The 16600-nt window shown below is 61.0% G+C and carries 15 protein-coding genes and 3 tRNA genes; 1 reads left to right on the top strand and 17 read right to left on the bottom strand.

Features of this window, described 5'->3' with window-relative positions:
- Position 1: 1 nt before the first annotated feature.
- A complete protein-coding gene (locus ACZ0AI_RS01580; RefSeq protein ID WP_463564256.1) occupies positions 2-1627 on the bottom strand; it encodes a methyl-accepting chemotaxis protein in 1626 nt (541 codons plus the stop codon).
- A 97-nt stretch (positions 1628-1724) separates the two neighbouring features.
- Complete coding sequence (locus ACZ0AI_RS01575; RefSeq protein ID WP_463564255.1) at positions 1725-2516, bottom strand: EAL domain-containing protein; 792 nt, start codon at positions 2514-2516, stop codon at positions 1725-1727.
- Between the two features lie 446 nt (positions 2517-2962).
- Here ACZ0AI_RS01575 and ACZ0AI_RS01570 point away from each other — a divergent pair, with 446 nt between their 5' ends.
- Positions 2963-3964, top strand: a complete 1002-nt coding sequence (locus tag ACZ0AI_RS01570) for an AraC family transcriptional regulator (RefSeq protein WP_463564254.1) — start codon at positions 2963-2965, stop codon at positions 3962-3964.
- Between the two features lie 194 nt (positions 3965-4158).
- Here ACZ0AI_RS01570 and glpT read toward each other — a convergent pair whose 3' ends face one another.
- From glpT to truA, 15 genes are all read right to left on the bottom strand, one after another.
- Positions 4159-5505, bottom strand: a complete 1347-nt coding sequence (glpT, locus tag ACZ0AI_RS01565) for a glycerol-3-phosphate transporter (protein ID WP_463564253.1) — start codon at positions 5503-5505, stop codon at positions 4159-4161.
- 274 nt (positions 5506-5779) lie between these two features.
- Complete coding sequence (locus tag ACZ0AI_RS01560; protein WP_075929518.1) at positions 5780-6181, bottom strand: ExbD/TolR family protein; 402 nt, start codon at positions 6179-6181, stop codon at positions 5780-5782.
- 1 nt (position 6182) lies between these two features.
- A complete protein-coding gene (locus tag ACZ0AI_RS01555) occupies positions 6183-6908 on the bottom strand; it encodes a MotA/TolQ/ExbB proton channel family protein (protein WP_463564252.1) in 726 nt (241 codons plus the stop codon).
- Positions 6909-6995: 87 nt separating this feature from the next.
- On the bottom strand, positions 6996-7820 hold the full coding sequence (locus ACZ0AI_RS01550) for an energy transducer TonB (RefSeq protein ID WP_463564251.1): 825 nt from the start codon (positions 7818-7820) through the stop codon (positions 6996-6998).
- A 312-nt stretch (positions 7821-8132) separates the two neighbouring features.
- Positions 8133-8209: transfer RNA gene (locus ACZ0AI_RS01545), tRNA-Asp, on the bottom strand.
- Positions 8210-8306: 97 nt separating this feature from the next.
- Positions 8307-8383, bottom strand: a tRNA-Asp gene (locus ACZ0AI_RS01540).
- 37 nt (positions 8384-8420) lie between these two features.
- A tRNA-Val gene (locus tag ACZ0AI_RS01535) sits at positions 8421-8496 on the bottom strand.
- Between the two features lie 83 nt (positions 8497-8579).
- Complete coding sequence (locus ACZ0AI_RS01530; protein WP_463564250.1) at positions 8580-9791, bottom strand: O-succinylhomoserine sulfhydrylase; 1212 nt, start codon at positions 9789-9791, stop codon at positions 8580-8582.
- A 66-nt stretch (positions 9792-9857) separates the two neighbouring features.
- The gene (gene purF, locus ACZ0AI_RS01525) at positions 9858-11363 is read right to left on the bottom strand and encodes an amidophosphoribosyltransferase (protein WP_225830994.1); all 1506 of its coding nucleotides are present in this window, start codon (positions 11361-11363) and stop codon (positions 9858-9860) included.
- Between the two features lie 28 nt (positions 11364-11391).
- The gene (locus tag ACZ0AI_RS01520) at positions 11392-11958 is read right to left on the bottom strand and encodes a CvpA family protein (RefSeq protein WP_463564249.1); all 567 of its coding nucleotides are present in this window, start codon (positions 11956-11958) and stop codon (positions 11392-11394) included.
- Positions 11959-12031: 73 nt separating this feature from the next.
- Positions 12032-12667, bottom strand: coding sequence for an SPOR domain-containing protein (locus ACZ0AI_RS01515; RefSeq protein WP_463564248.1), 636 nt, complete (start codon positions 12665-12667; stop codon positions 12032-12034).
- Positions 12651-13958 carry a bifunctional tetrahydrofolate synthase/dihydrofolate synthase gene (gene folC, locus ACZ0AI_RS01510; RefSeq protein WP_463564247.1) on the bottom strand — a complete coding sequence of 436 codons (1308 nt, stop codon included), beginning with the start codon at positions 13956-13958 and terminating at the stop codon, positions 12651-12653. The genes ACZ0AI_RS01515 and folC overlap by 17 nt, the downstream gene beginning before the upstream one ends.
- Complete coding sequence (gene accD / locus ACZ0AI_RS01505) at positions 13955-14839, bottom strand: acetyl-CoA carboxylase, carboxyltransferase subunit beta (protein WP_463564246.1); 885 nt, start codon at positions 14837-14839, stop codon at positions 13955-13957. The genes folC and accD overlap by 4 nt, the downstream gene beginning before the upstream one ends.
- A gap of 172 nt (positions 14840-15011) precedes the next feature.
- Positions 15012-15644 carry a phosphoribosylanthranilate isomerase gene (locus tag ACZ0AI_RS01500; protein WP_463564245.1) on the bottom strand — a complete coding sequence of 211 codons (633 nt, stop codon included), beginning with the start codon at positions 15642-15644 and terminating at the stop codon, positions 15012-15014.
- Positions 15645-15732: 88 nt separating this feature from the next.
- Complete coding sequence (truA, locus tag ACZ0AI_RS01495; RefSeq protein ID WP_463564244.1) at positions 15733-16599, bottom strand: tRNA pseudouridine(38-40) synthase TruA; 867 nt, start codon at positions 16597-16599, stop codon at positions 15733-15735.
- Position 16600 lies beyond the last annotated feature (1 nt).

Below are 16600 nucleotides of genomic sequence, written 5' to 3'. Positions count from 1 at the left end.
GTCAGACCCGGAAGCCCGCTACCAGGCCATTGAGGCTGACCGCCAACCGCGACAGTTCCTGACTAGCCGCGCTGGTCTGGTTGGCACCCGCAGAGGTCTGCAGGGACAGATCCCGAATGTTCACCAGGTTACGGTCGACCTCGCGAGCCACCTGTGCCTGCTGCTCCGAGGCACTGGCGATCACCAGGTTGCGCTCGTTGATCGAGCCGATGGCCTGCACGATGCCGTCCAGCGCCTGACCGGCCGATTGCGCCAGAGACAGGGTCGACTCGGTACGTAGAGTGCTGCTTTCCATTGCCCTGACCGCTTGCTCGGTACCCTGCTGGACGGCCTCGATCATCTGCTCGATTTCCCGGGTCGACTGCTGGGTACGATGCGCCAGCGCCCGCACCTCATCGGCGACCACCGCGAAGCCACGGCCTTGTTCGCCAGCCCTGGCGGCTTCGATCGCTGCGTTCAGGGCCAATAGGTTGGTCTGCTCGGCGATCGCGCGGATCACGTTGACCACCTGGCTGATGTTGCGCACGTTGCCAGCCAGCTTGCCGACCTCGTCGGACGTCGAGGTGACGTCTTTGGCCAGCAGGTGAATCGAATCGACGGCCTGACGCACCTGATCCTGCCCCAGGCGTGCATTGCTGTCCGATTCACGGGAGGCTTCGGACGTGCTGACCGCGTTCTGCGCCACCTCTTCCACCGCCGCGGTCATCTGGTTGACCGCGGTGGCAGCCTGTTCGATTTCGTTGTTCTGCTGATGCAGGCCTCGGGTCGAATCCTCGGTCACCGCGTGCAGCTCTTCGGAAGCGGATGCCAACTGGTTCGAGGAATCGGCAATCTGCTGGAGGGTGCCACGCAAGCTCCCCTGCATGACGGCCAGCGCCTGCAGCAACTGAGCCGGCTCGTCACGCCCATGGTCAGTGAACGCGTGCGTCAGATCACCGGAAGCGATGGTCTGCGCCACGCCAACAGCCTTGCTCAGCGGCCTGACGATGCTGCGGGTGAGGAACACGGCCAGGAAGATGGTCAGCAACGTGGCGATCAGCACCACCGACACCACGATGATGTTCCCACTGCCATATACGCTTTCGCTTTCTGCCGACGCCTGCGTGGCGCCCTGGCGGTTGAATTCGGTCAGTTGCTGCAACTCGTGGACGATGGTGTCGCCCTCTTTGGCCATCACCCCGGTGATCATTGCCTGGGCCTGGTCACCTTGCCCACGAAGTATCAGATCGACCACCTCGACCTGATGCTTCATGTAGCGCTCCTTGATGCCGACCAGGCGCTGGTAGAGCGTACGCTCGGCTTCGGAATCAACCAACGCCGCGTAACGCGTCTGCGCGCGCTCCAGATCGGCCTTGGCACCCTCGATAACGCCCAACGCTTCACGCCTCGCCTGCTCGTTTTCAAGGATGTAGAGACGCAGAGTCAGTGCCCTGATGCGCAACGTTGCCGTACTCAATTCGTTCAACGCCAATGTGGCGGGAAACCACTTCGACTCGATGGCATCGGACATGCTGTCCATGCGTTTCATCTGTCCCAGGGTGGTACCCCCCAGAACTACCACGAGAATCGCCAGCGCGGCGAAGGAGATACCCGCGCGCAAACCGATTTTCATATTCCTGAACAACATCTCACCTGCTCCTGGATCACTAAGTATTCTGCTCAGGCACGCGTCGCCGGGCCGGTAGGACATGCCAATTCGGTGAAGTGAGCACCTGCTCGCCCCGTCATCTCAAAGCGATGACGCAAGGCTCCTCGAGGCCATCGATGAGTGCTTGCGGCCTGGCAAAGAGAAACCCTTGCACCCACTGCGCATCGCACTCCTGGGCGATAGCCAGGTCTTCGATCGTCTCGATGCCCTCGACCACGACGTGGGCGGCCAGGGTGCTGCACAGGCCGATCAGATGCTTCAGGGTCTTGACGTGCAGGGATGACTGCCGAGCCCGGCTTATGTAGCCCTGATCAATCTTGATCAGATCGGGCTGGCCTTGCTGAATGAAGGTGAGGGTCGCGAACCCCGATCCGAAATCATCGATAGCCACGTGGCAGCCGGTGCTTCTCAACTGATGGACGAACTCGATGGCCTGCTCATGGCTGGGCTGTGCCGAACTCTCGGTTATCTCGATGACCAACCGCCGCGCCAGATTGGCATCGTCCGCGAGCTGCTGCAGCACGCGTTTCCAGTGAGGATCCAGCCTGGCGCTCTGCGCCGAGACATTGCAACCCAGGGTCATGCTTGGGTGACGCTGCAGCAGTGCGATCACGCTGCTGACCACGCTGCGATCAAGCGGCCTGATCGACTGCAGGCGCTCCAGAACGGCAAAAGGGTTGAAGCCAAGCGCTTCGCCAGTACACCGCAGCAGCCCCTCGTGATAGAGGGTGCGCTGCGCATTCGAGGGAGACACCACGGGCTGAAACGCGAGGTGAAAGCGGCCCTGCTGCAACTGTCCATAAAAGTGGCTGGCCAGTGCTTCATCGGTCGAAGCAACGGCGGCAGGCATCTGCGCCAGGCGGATCATTGGGCTACCCGAAAATAGTTCTGCATTACACGACATTCCATATGCTGCCCCTGCGTACCCCGTCCCTCGCTCGGCGCATGCCCCGTGATACAGAGGCGGCCCGTAAACCCGGATCTGGCATAGACCAGAAAAGCCAGGATCGAGATGACGCGCCGCCACACCGGTGCTGCGCTTGCGCCAGCTCGGGTCTGCAACGTGTTCACGAAACGGTTTATTGGTTTTATGGATCGAGGATGGAGATCAACACCGACTAATGACCAATGCGCGGTCATATCGGCTTGTCGCAAAAAGACTGAGATAGGCTGGAGGGATGTTTATAAGCACGCTTATGTTTACATCGCCGCACAGACTCGAATAGTGTTCCCGCGCACCTGTTTCTTGTCCGCACGCCCCTTCCGGCAGCCTTTATCCGATCACTCAGAGCCGCCCGCGACTCAGGAAAACCGATGTACACGATGACGAGCACCTGTTTCCAGGTGATGGCCAAGACCCTGCTCGAACAAGGTATCGACCCGAGCAAGCTAGATCATGAGTTGGTCGCAGCGCTGAGCCGCGGTGCACCGATCAGACTGGCACAGGTCTATGGCCTGTTTTCTCAAGCGACCGAGCAGGCGAACGATCCGGATATCGGCCTCGCCACCTACGCCCGCGCTCACCCGAGCATCCTGGGCGCGCAGTGCTACTCGATCATGTCCAGCCCGACGCTGGGCAGCGCGCTCAAACTGTTGGCGGACTTCCATCCACTGACCAGCAATGGCTCGCACATCCTTCTCGAACAGCGACAAGACACATTGAAGCTGATCGGCCTGGAAGTCGGCACCGCCCCCGTACCGGCCCCTCGCGCATTCATCGATGCAGGGGCCGCATTGACCCTTGGCCTGATCCACTGGCTGACGCCTCACGAAAAACCCATGCCGCTGGCAGCGGAGTTCACCTATCCGCAGCCCGAGAACACCACGCGCCTGCAGCAACTGTTCGGCAAAAACCTGCGCTTCTCGGCGCCACACAACAGTCTGACGTTCCGTGAGGAAATCAGTGCCTTCACCCTGCCAACGGCCGATGAGGCCCTGCATGTCATGCATCAGGAATATGCCCAGGCGCGTCTCGACGACGTGGTCAATGGCTCCATCGCCGCCCGCGTGGTGAGGCTGCTGGTGGAGCAACTCACTCAGGGACTCAACCCCAGCCTGAGCGAAATCGCCGATGCCCTGAGCATGAGCAAACGCAGCCTGCAGCATGCCCTGGAACGCGAGGCGGTGAGTTTCACCCAGTTACAGGAAGAGTCACGCCTGAAGCTGGCGCACAACTTTCTGCGCAACTCCAACCGCAGCCTGAAGTACATCTCGGCCACCCTGGGCTTCCGCGACCAGAGCAGCTTCCACAAGGCGAGCATGCGCTGGTTCGGCATGCCGCCGAGCCAGTACCGCAACCGTCAGGACGAGTGCTGAGCAACAGCGCTGCTCAGCGTCGTCATCAAAAGAAAGGTGTCTGCCGGCATCACCAAACTACCTGCAACACGCTATGGACGCGAGAAAGACTGGGGTGGGCTGAAACGAACCATCGTCGGCCCCACCTGCCAACTTAGCGATCACTACGGTCACCTGGCCCTCTGGGCTCAGATGACCGAAGTTCTCGATCTAGATCAGGACGCGCGCTCTTCGCTCGGCGCCTGTTTGTGCCACAGGGTCGGGATCAGGAACACGATCGCCAACAGGCACGCGCCGATCAACAGCACGAAGCCGCCGTCCCAGCCGAAGTGGTCGACGGTGTAGCCCATTGCCGCGCTTGCCGCGACCGAGCCACCCAAGTAACCGAACAGGCCGGTGAAGCCCGCTGCAGTACCTGCCGCCTTCTTCGGCGCCAGCTCCAGCGCGTGCAGACCGATCAACATGACCGGGCCGTAGATCAGGAAGCCGATGGAGAACAGCGCAGCCATATCGACGATCGGGTTACCCGGCGGATTGAGCCAGTACACCACAGTCGCGACCGTCACCAACGCCATGAACACCACGCCGGTCAGGCCGCGGTTGCCACGGAACACCTTGTCCGACATCCAGCCGCACAGCAGCGTGCCGGGAATGCCTGCCCACTCGTAGAAGAAATACGCCCACGACGTCTTGTCGACCGTGAAGTGTTTGACCTCTTTCAGGTAGGTCGGCGCCCAGTCCAGTACGCCATAGCGCAGCAGGTAGACGAACACGTTGGCCAGGGCGATGAACCACAGCATCTTGTTGCGCAGGATGTACTTGACGAAGATTTCGCGGGTACTGAATTCCTTCTCGTGGCTGGCATCGTAGCCCTCGGGATAGTCGTTCTTGTACTGCTCGATGGGCGGCAGGCCGACCGATTGCGGGGTATCGCGCATGGTCATGAAGGCGAACACCGCCACCAGTAACGCCACTGCAGCCGGCACGTAGAACGCTGCGTGCCAGTCGTTGAACAGCCCCATGCCGACCAGGAACAGCGGACCGATCAGGCCGCCGCCGACGTTATGGGCGACGTTCCACACCGACACCACGCCGCCACGCTCTTTCTGCGACCACCAGTGCACCATGGTTCGGCCACTGGGCGGCCAGCCCATGCCCTGCGCCCAGCCGTTGATGAACAGGAGGATGAACATCATGGTCACGCTGGAGGTAGCCCAGGGCGCGAAACCGAAAACGAACATCACGCCTGCTGACACCAGCAAACCGAAAGGCAGGAAGTAGCGAGGGTTGGAGCGGTCGGAAATCAGCCCCATCAAGAATTTCGAAAGCCCGTAGGAGATGGCGATGGCGGACATCGCCAAGCCAAGCTGCCCGCGGCTGTAACCCTCTTCCTCGATCAGGTAGGGCATGGCCAGCGAGAAGTTCTTGCGCAGCAGGTAGTAACCGGCATAGCCGATGAATATCCCGGCGAAGATCTGCCAACGCAGGCGGCGGTAGGTGCTATCGATCTGTTCTTCGGGCAGGGTTTCCCGATGAGGGGCGGGACGGAAGAAGGCGAACATCCTGAGACTCCAGTTCTTGTTTTAGCTGCGCACTTTGAATGTGACAGTTATGTGACATTTTCATTAACGAAAATAGCACTCACAACTGAAGCGGTAAAGGCAAGAAACTGTTGGAATCTGAACTAATCCGCGCTATTCGGACGGGAGGATGCTCTGGCTTCATCCATTGAGCGATACAAGAACAGTAGAAAAATGTCGTCGCCACAGAAGCGGAACGAAAAAAGCGCGATCCGCCGGCTGGCAAATCGCGCTTTTCAGAACCCCGGACGCGCAGTCAGCGAGCGGTGATCACCGCCAGCTTGGTGATACCGGCCCGCTCGATAGCGGCCATGGCCTTCGCCACCGAGCCGTAGTCCACCTGGTCGTCGGCCTGCAGCTGCACCTTCAGTTCGGCGTCGTCGGCCTTGGCCTGAATCAGGCTGCTTTCCAGCAGCTCCGGCTGGATCTCATCCTTGTTGATGAACAGCTTGCCGTCACCATCGATGCTGATCACCAGCGGGTCTTTCTGGTCGGCTGGGGCCACGGCTTCGGTCTTCGGCAGGTTGATCGGAATCGAGTTGGTCAGCAGCGGTGCGGTGACGATGAATACCACCAGCAGCACCAACATCACGTCTACCAGCGGCGTGACGTTGATTTCGCTGAGGACTTCGTCGTTGTCCTGGGTCGAGAATGCCATGTCACACCGCCTCTTTTACGGGTTGGCCGGTGGCGATTCCACCGCGCTTTGCACCTGGGTGAACGATGACCTTGAAAGCACTCTTTTGCGCCAGGCTGTAGAAGTCATGGGCAAAATCGTCGAGATCCGCCGCGGTCAGCTTGAGGCGACGCAAGAAGTAGTTGTAAACCAGCACCGCTGGAACCGCGACGGCGATGCCCACACCGGTGGCAACCAGCGCGGCACCGATCGGCCCGGCAACGGTTTCCAGGCTGGCGTTACCCGCTGCGCTGATGCCCTTGAGTGCTTCCATGATGCCCCACACAGTGCCGAACAGGCCGATGAAGGGTGAGGTAGAACCGATGGAGGCGACCACGGCCAGACCGGATTCCAGCGAGCGACGCTCACGCTGGATCTGCTGACGCAGGGCGCGCTCAAGGCGATCCTGGTGGTTGATCGCCTGGCTCAGGTCGCCCGGCTGCTGGCCGTCCGGTACCTGGATAGCGGCGAAACCGGCCTGGGCAACATGAGCCACGGCGCCAGACTGGCTCTGACCCAGCTCTGAGGCCGAGTTGAGACTGGTGGCCGACCAGAACAGCTTCTGGAACTTACGATCCTGATGGCGCTGGCGGGCAAACTGGATGCCTTTGATCAGGGCCAGGCCCCAAGTGACGACGGAGAAGCCGATCAGCAGCCAGATGACGGCGTGTTCGACCGATTGCAGGGGGGAATCGACTAGCAGGTTCATGGTGCGGTCCTCGGAAAACGGTATGTCGATGACAGGTTTCGGGCCCGGACTGTCCGGGCTCGTGAAAAAAGGGTGTTGCCGTGTGCGTCAGTTCAGGCGGAAGTCCAGCGGTACCGTGACCCAGCCTTCCTGGGCAACATCACCACGTTTGGCAGGCACGAAACTCCAACGCTGTACCGCTTTAACTGCAGCCTGGTCGAGGACGTCGCGACCACTGCTGGTCTGGATCTGAATATCGCCGGGCTTGCCGTTGGTCAGCACGCGGATACGCAACAGCACGGTGCCTTCCCAACCGCGGCGCTGGGCCAGGGAGGGATATTCCGGCGCCGGGTTGCGCAGGTAAGCGGCGTTGGCGGATGGCGGCGTCTCGGTCACCGGCTTGGGTGCAGCAGGCGCAGGCGGTGCCGGTGGCGCTTCGACCTTGGGCGGCGCAGGTGCGGGCTCGACCGGTTTCGGCACGGGTTTGGGTTCCGGCTTGGGTTTCGGCGGCTGCGGCTTGGGCTTCGGAGGTTCCGGCTTTGGAGGCGGCTTGACCGCCAGCTCATCGACCACCGGCGGTGGGGGTGGCGGCTCGACGACAGGCTCGGGGGGTGGAGGCTCGATCACCGGCTCCGGTGGTGGAGTCGGGGCAGCGAATTCGATGGTCATCGGTGGGATTTCCACCGGCACTTCCGGCAGCACCGGCTCGGGCCGCTGGCTCAGCCAGAACAGCACACCAGCGTGCAACACCAACGCGAAAGTACCCAGCAGAATCGCTTCACGGCGCCCCAAGACGGGACGCGAGGCATGGGGGGCGTGACGCAGTGTACCCAGCGCCTGGCGCAGTGGTACACCGAGGTCAAAGACCTCTCCGGGCACGCGCGCCTGCTGCCAGGCTGCATTGGAACGCACGGAGGATTGAAGATTACCCATCACCAACAGACTCCTGGAAGTACCGACTTAGAGCCGGTCTAAGCAAAAACGGAATTCCAGTTGTCTGGTGCGGCTAAGAATGAGGGTTACCGATTATTTCGTAAAATCACTTTTTTCAAGATGGTTATTCGATTGGAGAATATAGAGCGCGCCTATCCCCAATTAAGACGACCTGCCTCGGGGAATAGCGTGACAGCCAGCCTTATCAGCACCCTGAGCCAGAGCGCATCAGCCAACAGAAATGAGAGGGACGAAAACAAGAAAAGCGGCCAATGGCCGCTTTTCAGGAAACCTGCTCGAGGCAGGTGGATATGGCGCAGCGGACGGGACTCGAACCCGCGACCCCCGGCGTGACAGGCCGGTATTCTAACCGACTGAACTACCGCTGCGTGTCGGTGGACTTGCGTCCGTACAACTCTTGCTTCGTCAGATACGTAAGCGGTGCTTTCGTATCACATCCCAGAACGGCGTCTGGTATGGAAAATATGGCGCAGCGGACGGGACTCGAACCCGCGACCCCCGGCGTGACAGGCCGGTATTCTAACCGACTGAACTACCGCTGCGCGTCGGTGGACTTGCGTCCGATTCTCTCAAGGCAAGTGGTGGGTGATGACGGGATCGAACCGCCGACCCTCTGCTTGTAAGGCAGATGCTCTCCCGGCTGAGCTAATCACCCTTGGCCTTGCGAGGAGGCGAAATTTACGCGGGGGCCGAACCTAAGTCAAGGCCCCGCTTCGTTTTTTTCTAAAAAGGTGGTTTTTACAGCGCGGCCAGACCACGCGTCAGATCGGCCTTGAGATCGGCCACGTCTTCCAGACCTACCGCAACCCTGATCAGACTGTCGCGAATCCCAGCATTGGCACGCTCTTGCGGCGACAGGCGCCCATGAGAAGTGGTCGCTGGATGGGCAATGGTGGTCTTGGTATCGCCCAGGTTGGTGGTGATCGAGATCACCCGAGTGGCGTCGATGAAACGCCAAGCGCCCTCCTTGCCTCCCTTCACCTCGAAGCTCACCACCGCGCCAAAGGCGCTCTGCTGACGCGCAGCCAGCTCATGCTGAGGGTGGCTGGCAAGACCAGCGTAATACACGTGCTCGATGCCGTCCTGCTGCTCCAGCCACTGAGCGAGTGCCAGAGCGCTGGCGCAATGAGCCTGCATACGGATACGCAAGGTTTCCAGGCCCTTGAGGAAGATCCACGCGTTGAACGGGCTCAGCGTCGGCCCGGCGGTACGCAGGAAGCCCACCACGTCGGTCATCAGCTTGGCGCTACCGGCCACCACGCCGCCCATGGCGCGACCCTGGCCGTCGATGAATTTGGTCGCCGAGTGCATGACGATATCCGCACCGAGCTTCAGCGGCTGCTGCAGCGCTGGCGTACAGAAACAGTTGTCCACGGCCAGCAGCGCGCCATGCTCATGGGCAATCTCCGCCAGCGCGGCAATATCCACCAGCTCAGCCAACGGGTTGGAAGGCGACTCGACGAACAGCAGCTTGGTGTTGGGTTTGAATGCACCAGCCCAGGCTTGCAGATCAGCAAGCGGCACGTAGTCGACTTGCACACCGAAACGCTTGAGGTACTTTTCGAACAGACTGATGGTCGAACCGAATACGCTGCGCGACACCAGCACGTGATCGCCGGCACTGCACAGGCTCATGACGATGGACAGGATCGCCGACATGCCCGAGGCGGTAGCAACAGCCTGCTCGGCCCCTTCCATAGCCGCAATGCGTTCCTCGAAGGCACGCACCGTAGGGTTGGTGTAACGCGAGTAGACATTGCCCGGCACTTCGCCGGCAAAACGTGCGGCCGCATCGGCGGCGGTACGGAATACATAGCTGGAGGTGGTGAACAGCGCCTCGCTATGCTCGCCCTCAGGCGTGCGGTGTTGCCCGGCACGTACTGCCAGGGTATCGAAACCTACACCGTCCAGATCGCTGTCGAGTCGACCTGCATCCCATTCCTGCGTCATATCGCGTCCTCGTCCAGAAACCAGTCCGGGCCACATGGGCCCGGTTGTTTACGCTTCGTTTGCCGATCAGTTGTTATACAGATCGATAATTTCGCTACCCGCCTGCTGGATGGTCTTGGAGCCATCGTTGCGCGCCAGATCGATGCGATTCAGGTAAGCCTCATCGACGTCGCCGGTGACGTACTGGCCATCGAACACGGCACTGTCGAAATGCTCGATCTTGATCTTGCCACCACCGACGGCTTCTTTCAGATCATCGAGATCCTGATAGATCAGCCAGTCGGCACCAATCAACTCGGCAACCTGCTCGGTGGTGCGACCGTGGGCGATCAGCTCGTGCGGGCTCGGCATATCGATGCCATAGACGTTCGGGTAACGCACGGCTGGAGCGGCCGAGCAGAAATACACGTTCTTAGCGCCAGCTTCGCGGGCCATCTGAATGATCTGCTTGCAGGTGGTGCCGCGCACGATGGAGTCGTCCACCAACATCACGTTCTTGCCGCGGAACTCCAGTTCGATGGCGTTGAGCTTCTGGCGTACCGACTTCTTGCGCGCAGCCTGTCCCGGCATGATGAAGGTACGGCCGATGTAGCGGTTCTTGACGAAGCCTTCGCGGAACTTCACACCGAGGTGGTTGGCCAACTCCAGCGCCGACGTACGGCTGGTATCTGGAATCGGAATGACCACGTCGATATCGTGCTCGGGGCGCTCGCGACGAATTTTGTCCGCCAGCTTCTCGCCCATACGCAGGCGCGCCTTGTAAACCGACACGCCGTCCATGATCGAATCGGGGCGGGCCAGATAGACATGCTCGAAAATGCACGGCTTGAGCTGTGGATTGGGCGCGCACTGACGGGTGTGCAACTGGCCTTCTTCGGTGATGTAAACCGCTTCGCCCGGCGCCAGATCACGAATCAGGGTGAAGCCGAGCACGTCCAGCGCCACGCTCTCGGAAGCGATCATGTACTCGACGCCTTCGTCGGTATGACGCTGACCGAAGACGATCGGGCGAATGCCGTTCGGGTCGCGGAAACCGACGATGCCGTAACCGGTGATCATCGCAACGACTGCGTAGCCGCCACGGCAGCGCTTGTGCACGTCCTTGACCGCAGCGAAGACGTCTTCCTCGCTGGGGTTGAGCTTGCCGCGCACGGCCAGCTCATGGGCGAAAACGTTAAGCAGCACTTCGGAGTCGGAGTTGGTATTGACGTGGCGCAGATCCGATTCGTAGATCTCCTTGGCCAACTGTTCGACGTTGGTCAGGTTACCGTTGTGCGCCAGGGTGATGCCGTAGGGCGAGTTGACGTAGAACGGCTGAGCTTCCGCCGAGCTGGAACTACCCGCGGTCGGGTAACGCACATGGCCAATACCCATGTGGCCGATCAGGCGCTGCATGTGCCGCTGCTGAAACACATCACGCACCAGGCCGTTGTCCTTGCGCAGGAACAGCCGTCCCTCGTGGCTGGTGACGATACCGGCAGCATCCTGGCCGCGGTGCTGGAGGACGGTAAGGCCGTCATACAGCGCCTGATTGACGTTCGATTTCCCGACGATACCGACAATGCCACACATGTGACGCAACCCCTACTCAGTGAGACGACTATTTACCAGTGCCAACGGGAATGGATCCCTGCAGCACATCTTTGAACGGCAGTTCGACCGGCTCGCGTATACCACTCGCCAACCACTCGCTGGACATCCCCAGAATGAGGTTCTTCGACCAGTCTGCAACCAACAGAAAATGCGGCAGCAGCGTCGATTGCTGCCACCAGACATCCTGCTCGACGGGTGCCAGGCTCAACAGCCCGACGGCGACCACGACCAGCAAGGCGCCACGTGCGGCGCCGAATACCATACCGAGAAAACGATCCGTGCCGGAAAGACCGGTCACCCGGATCAGCTCACCAATCAGATAATTGATCAATGCACCGACCAGCAGGGTCAGCACGAACAACAGAACGCAGGCGGCGATGACACGGGCGGACGGGGTTTCGATATAGGCACCGAGATGCTGCGAGAGCGCACCACCGAACATCCAGGCGACCACGCCAGCGATGATCCAGGTGACGAGCGACAGCGCTTCCTTGACGAAGCCTCGACTCAAGCTGATCAGGCTCGATACGACGATGATGGCGATGATCGCCCAATCGACCCAAGTGAATGCCACGATGCAGGCTACCGATGGAAGAGGCGCTGCATTTTAGCAGACCCCTGCCCATCGGTTAAGCGCATATACCGAGTCAGTTGCTTTCAGGCTGAAAGCGCACCACAAAGCCATTGAGCTTGTGCTGACGATTGAGCTGATCGCGCAGCCGATCAGCCTCAACCCGCTCGACCAGCGGCCCAACGAACACCCGGTTCATGCCATCAGCGGCGCGGATATAGGCGTTGTAACCTTGGGCACGCAGAGTTTTCTGCAGTGTTTCTGCACCTGGACGACTGGAAAGGCTAGCCAGTTGCACCGACCAACTGACCGGCAAGCTATTGGCATCCAGACGCTCAGCCGGCGCTTTCTGCGGCGGCGGTGCTACTTCGGCCGGCTTGCTGGGCGTTGGTTGCGGAGCGGGCGGCGCTACGGGCTCCTGACTGGCAGGCAACTCGGCAATCGGTTGCTCGACGGGCGCCTGCGCCTGACCGGCGGCCGCACTGTCGCCAGGCACCGGCTCCTGCGGAAGCTCTTGAGGATCGGGGACGACCACAGGCTGCATCTCGATTTCCGGCACTACAGGCTTGGCCGGCATGCTTGGCGCATCGACTACCACATGACGCAACTCGTCAGGACGGGACAGCAGCATTGGCAGGAAAATCACCGCCAGCGCTACCAGCACCAGAGCCCCTACAATACGTTGCTTCGTTCCACTATCCAGCATTGCCATCCTGCACATCCTCCTGGGCGTGACGCTCCAGCCATATCAGGGCTTCGGCCACGCAGAAAAAAGAACCAAAGAGCAGAATTTCATCCCCTGCCGCAGCGCGCTCGCACTGTGCCTGCAGAGCACTCGCCACATCGGCGTACATATCGGCCTGCGCAGCACAGGCGATCAGATGGCCATGCAGCTCGGCCGCTGAGCGAGAACGCTCGGTCGGCAGCGGCGAGACCGCCCAGTGAGCAATCTCGCCCAGCAGCGGCGCTACGACGGCAGGCAAGTCCTTGTCGGCCAACAGAGCGAATACCGCCAGACGCTTACCTAAAAGCGGACTGGCCTGCAGACGCCCTGCAAGAAACTGTGCCGCATGGGGATTGTGCCCTACATCGAGCAACAGAGTGAGGGACTTACCCTGCCAGTTCAAGTGACGGCGATCCAGACGCCCAGTTACCCGAGTCGCCTGCAGTGCCTTGGCAATGAGGTTTGCCTGCCACGGCAGATCAAGTAGTGCGTAGGCCTGAAGCGCTAGTGCAGCGTTTTCCATGGGCAAGTCGAGTAGTGGCAAGCCAGCAAGACGCAACACTTCACCGCGGTCGGTCAGCCCGTACCAGCTCCAGTCATCCTCGGTGATGCTCAGGTCGAAATCCCGGCAGCGCAGGAAGAACGGTGCATCGATTTCCACCACCCGCTCCAGCAATGGCAGCGGTGGATCGAAATCGCCGCAGAGTGCCGGCTTGCCGGGACGCATGATCCCGGCTTTCTCGAACGCAACCGACTCGCGGGTATCCCCCAGCCAGTCGGCGTGATCCACACCAATGCTGGTGATCAGTGCCAAATCGGCGTCGACCAGATTGACCGCATCGAGGCGCCCACCCAGACCGACTTCCAGCACAGCGACGTCCAGACCGGCACGCTCGAACAACCAGAAGGCTGCCAGCGTGCCCATCTCGAAATAGGTCAGTGAGGTTTCGCCCCGTGCGGCCTCGACGGCGCTGAAAGCTTCACAGAGACCTTCATCGCTGGCGTCCAGACCGTCGATCTGCACCCGCTCGTTGTAACGCAGCAGGTGCGGCGAGCTGTACACGCCAACCTTGAGCCCCTGCGCACGCAGCAGCGAGGCGAGAAAAGCACAGGTTGAGCCCTTGCCGTTGGTGCCGGTGACCGTGATCACCCGCGGCGCCGGACGGGAAAGCCCAAGGCGCTCGGCAACCTCCCGGGAGCGCTCCAGGCCCATGTCGATGGCGCTGGGATGCAAACGCTCCAGGTACGCCAGCCACTCGGCCAGGGAGCGCTGGATCATGCCGTGACCGGCAGCGCTGCAGGTGATGACTGGTGAGTGAACTGCGCCAGCAGACGAGCCAGACGCGAGCGTAGCTCGGCACGGTGAATGATCATGTCGATGGCGCCGTGCTCGATCAGGAACTCGCTGCGCTGGAAACCTTCTGGCAGCTTCTCGCGAACGGTCTGCTCGATTACCCGCGGGCCGGCAAAACCAATCAGTGCCTTCGGCTCGGCGACGATCACGTCACCCAACATGGCCAGGCTGGCGGAAACACCACCGTAGACCGGATCGGTCAGTACCGAAACGAAGGGAATGCCTTCCTCACGCAGACGCGCCAGCACGGCGGAAGTCTTGGCCATCTGCATCAACGAGATCAGCGCTTCCTGCATGCGCGCACCACCGGAGGCGGCAAAGCACACGAATGGGCAGCGCTGCTCCAGAGCCACGTTGGCGGCACGCACGAAACGCTCGCCGACGATAGCGCCCATGGAGCCACCCATGAAGGAGAATTCGAAGGCACAGGCCACGATCGGCATGCCTTCCAGAGTACCGCTCATGGAAATCAGCGCGTCCTTCTCTCCGGTCTGCTTCTGTGCAGCGACCAGACGATCCTTGTACTTCTTGCTGTCGCGGAATTTCAGGCGATCGTTTGGCTCCAGATCGGCGCCAATCTCTTCACGACCATCGGCGTCGAGGAAGATGTTCAGGCGCGCACGCGCGTTGATACGCATGTGGTGATTGCACTTGGGGCAAACGTCCAGGGTCTTTTCCAGCTCCGGCTTGTACAGCACGGCCTCGCAGGATGGGCACTTGTGCCACAGACCTTCCGGCACCGAACTCTTCTTGACCTCGGAACGCATGATCGATGGGATCAGTTTGTCTACCAGCCAGTTGCTCATGCTCTCAATTCTCCAACGCTGTAGGCTTCAACATGCTTGTTGCACATGACAAGCGAATTCACAAAGCGGTCGCATCAGGGGCCGGCGTTACGCCCGCCACCTTACCCGACCACGAAAAAAGCGCGCACTTATCGCGGCGATAGGAGTATGGACGGCTCGCTACGCGACGTCGTCACATCGACTCTCCAACCGCCCGCACAGCGCGCACGAAGTCTTTCACCCGACCGGCATCCTTGATGCCCTTGCTCGCCTCTACGCCGCCACTGACATCGACCGCATAAGGCCGCACTTGGGCGATTGCCGCAGATACGTTACTCGGGGTCAGGCCACCGGCAAGGATCACTGGCTTGCTCAATTGCGCAGGCACCAGCGACCAGTCGAAGGCCTGCCCCGTTCCTCCGGGAACACCCTCCACGAAGGTATCGAGCAGAACCCCGCGGGCACTTGGGTATGCGTCCACCAGCGCCGCCACATCGTCTTGTGCACGAACCCGCAGCGCTTTGATATAGGGCCGGCCGACGGCTTCGCATTCGGCAGCGGTTTCATCGCCGTGAAACTGCAACAGATCCAGCGGTACCGCAGCCAGCACCTTATCCAACTCGGCTCGCGGCATGTCGACGAACAGACCGACCGTGGTCACGAACGGCGGCAGCGCGGTCACGATGGCCCGCGCCTGCTCGATCGACACCGCCCGCGGGCTGCGCTCGTAGAACACCAGGCCGATAGCGTCGGCACCAGCCGCCACTGCGGCGAGCGCATCCTCGAGGCGGGTAATCCCGCAGATCTTGCAGCGAACGACTGACAAAAGACGAATACCTCCGCGAAAGGCCGGATGGTAACAAATGACCGCAGGCGATGGGCCATTAATTGCTGCCGCCACCCTGCCCTGCCTGCTACTCCGGAAGTGCCACGTCTCTCAGACCCGAGAGGAAATGTGGCCCCAGATAACGCGTCGGCAACTCGAACTCAGCCGCATAATCCACCTGCACCAGATACAACCCGTAAGGATGGGCCGTGACGCCGCCAGTACGCCGCACACCAGTAGCCAGCACCTCACCCGCCCACTCCACCGGACGCTCACCGGCACCGATGGTCATCAGCACACCGGCGATATTACGCACCATATGATGCAGGAAGGCATTGGCGCGGATATCCAGCACGATGAAACGCCCGTGCTGCAGCAACTCCAGGTGGTGCACCGTCTTGATCGGTGACTTGGCCTGGCACTGACGTGCCCGAAAAGCGCTGAAATCATGAGTACCGATAAACACACGGGCCGCCTCGCGCATGCGTTCGATATCCAGCGGACGGTGATTCCAAGTCACCTCTTCAGCCATGTGCGCCGGGCGTATCTGATCGTTGTAGATCACATAGCGATAGCGTCGCGCCATGGCGCAGAAGCGCGCATCGAAGTGCCTTGGCATGGCCTTGGCCCAGGTCACGCTGATGTCGCCGGGCAGATTCATGTTGGCGCCCATCACCCAAGCGTGCATGGAGCGATCTACCGTGGTGTCGAAGTGCACCACCTGCCCGCTGGCATGCACCAGTGCATCGGTGCGCCCGGCACAGCTCAGCGTGACAGGCGCACCGCCGGCAACCTTGGAAAGGGCTTTCTCGAGGGACGCCTGAATCGACGGTACGCCGTCACGCTGGCGCTGGAAACCACGATAACGGGCGCCACGGTACTCGACACCCAGGGCAATCTTGTAAATGCCGACGGCAGCCATTTCGGCTGCCGTCGAGGTATGCACATCAGACATG

The sequence above is a fragment of the Pseudomonas sp. AC355 genome, assembly GCF_979258205.1.
The sequence above is the reverse complement of the archived record's forward strand: the minus strand, read 5'-3'. Positions and strand labels throughout refer to the sequence as shown.

Excerpts from the sequence above, each read along its gene's own strand:
- folC (WP_463564247.1), bottom strand. The coding sequence starts at position 13,958 with ATGATCCAGCGCTCCCTGGCCGAGTGGCTGGCGTACCTGGAGCGTTTG.
- ACZ0AI_RS01580 (WP_463564256.1), bottom strand. The coding sequence starts at position 1,627 with ATGTTGTTCAGGAATATGAAAATCGGTTTGCGCGCGGGTATCTCCTTC.
- purF (WP_225830994.1), bottom strand. The coding sequence starts at position 11,363 with ATGTGTGGCATTGTCGGTATCGTCGGGAAATCGAACGTCAATCAGGCG.
- ACZ0AI_RS01555 (WP_463564252.1), bottom strand. The coding sequence starts at position 6,908 with ATGAACCTGCTAGTCGATTCCCCCCTGCAATCGGTCGAACACGCCGTC.
- ACZ0AI_RS01530 (WP_463564250.1), bottom strand. The coding sequence starts at position 9,791 with ATGACGCAGGAATGGGATGCAGGTCGACTCGACAGCGATCTGGACGGT.
- truA (WP_463564244.1), bottom strand. The coding sequence starts at position 16,599 with ATGTCTGATGTGCATACCTCGACGGCAGCCGAAATGGCTGCCGTCGGC.
- glpT (WP_463564253.1), bottom strand. The coding sequence starts at position 5,505 with ATGTTCGCCTTCTTCCGTCCCGCCCCTCATCGGGAAACCCTGCCCGAA.
- ACZ0AI_RS01570 (WP_463564254.1), top strand. The coding sequence starts at position 2,963 with ATGTACACGATGACGAGCACCTGTTTCCAGGTGATGGCCAAGACCCTG.
- ACZ0AI_RS01560 (WP_075929518.1), bottom strand. The coding sequence starts at position 6,181 with ATGGCATTCTCGACCCAGGACAACGACGAAGTCCTCAGCGAAATCAAC.
- ACZ0AI_RS01575 (WP_463564255.1), bottom strand. The coding sequence starts at position 2,516 with ATGATCCGCCTGGCGCAGATGCCTGCCGCCGTTGCTTCGACCGATGAA.
- ACZ0AI_RS01515 (WP_463564248.1), bottom strand. The coding sequence starts at position 12,667 with ATGGCAATGCTGGATAGTGGAACGAAGCAACGTATTGTAGGGGCTCTG.
- ACZ0AI_RS01550 (WP_463564251.1), bottom strand. The coding sequence starts at position 7,820 with ATGGGTAATCTTCAATCCTCCGTGCGTTCCAATGCAGCCTGGCAGCAG.
- accD (WP_463564246.1), bottom strand. The coding sequence starts at position 14,839 with ATGAGCAACTGGCTGGTAGACAAACTGATCCCATCGATCATGCGTTCC.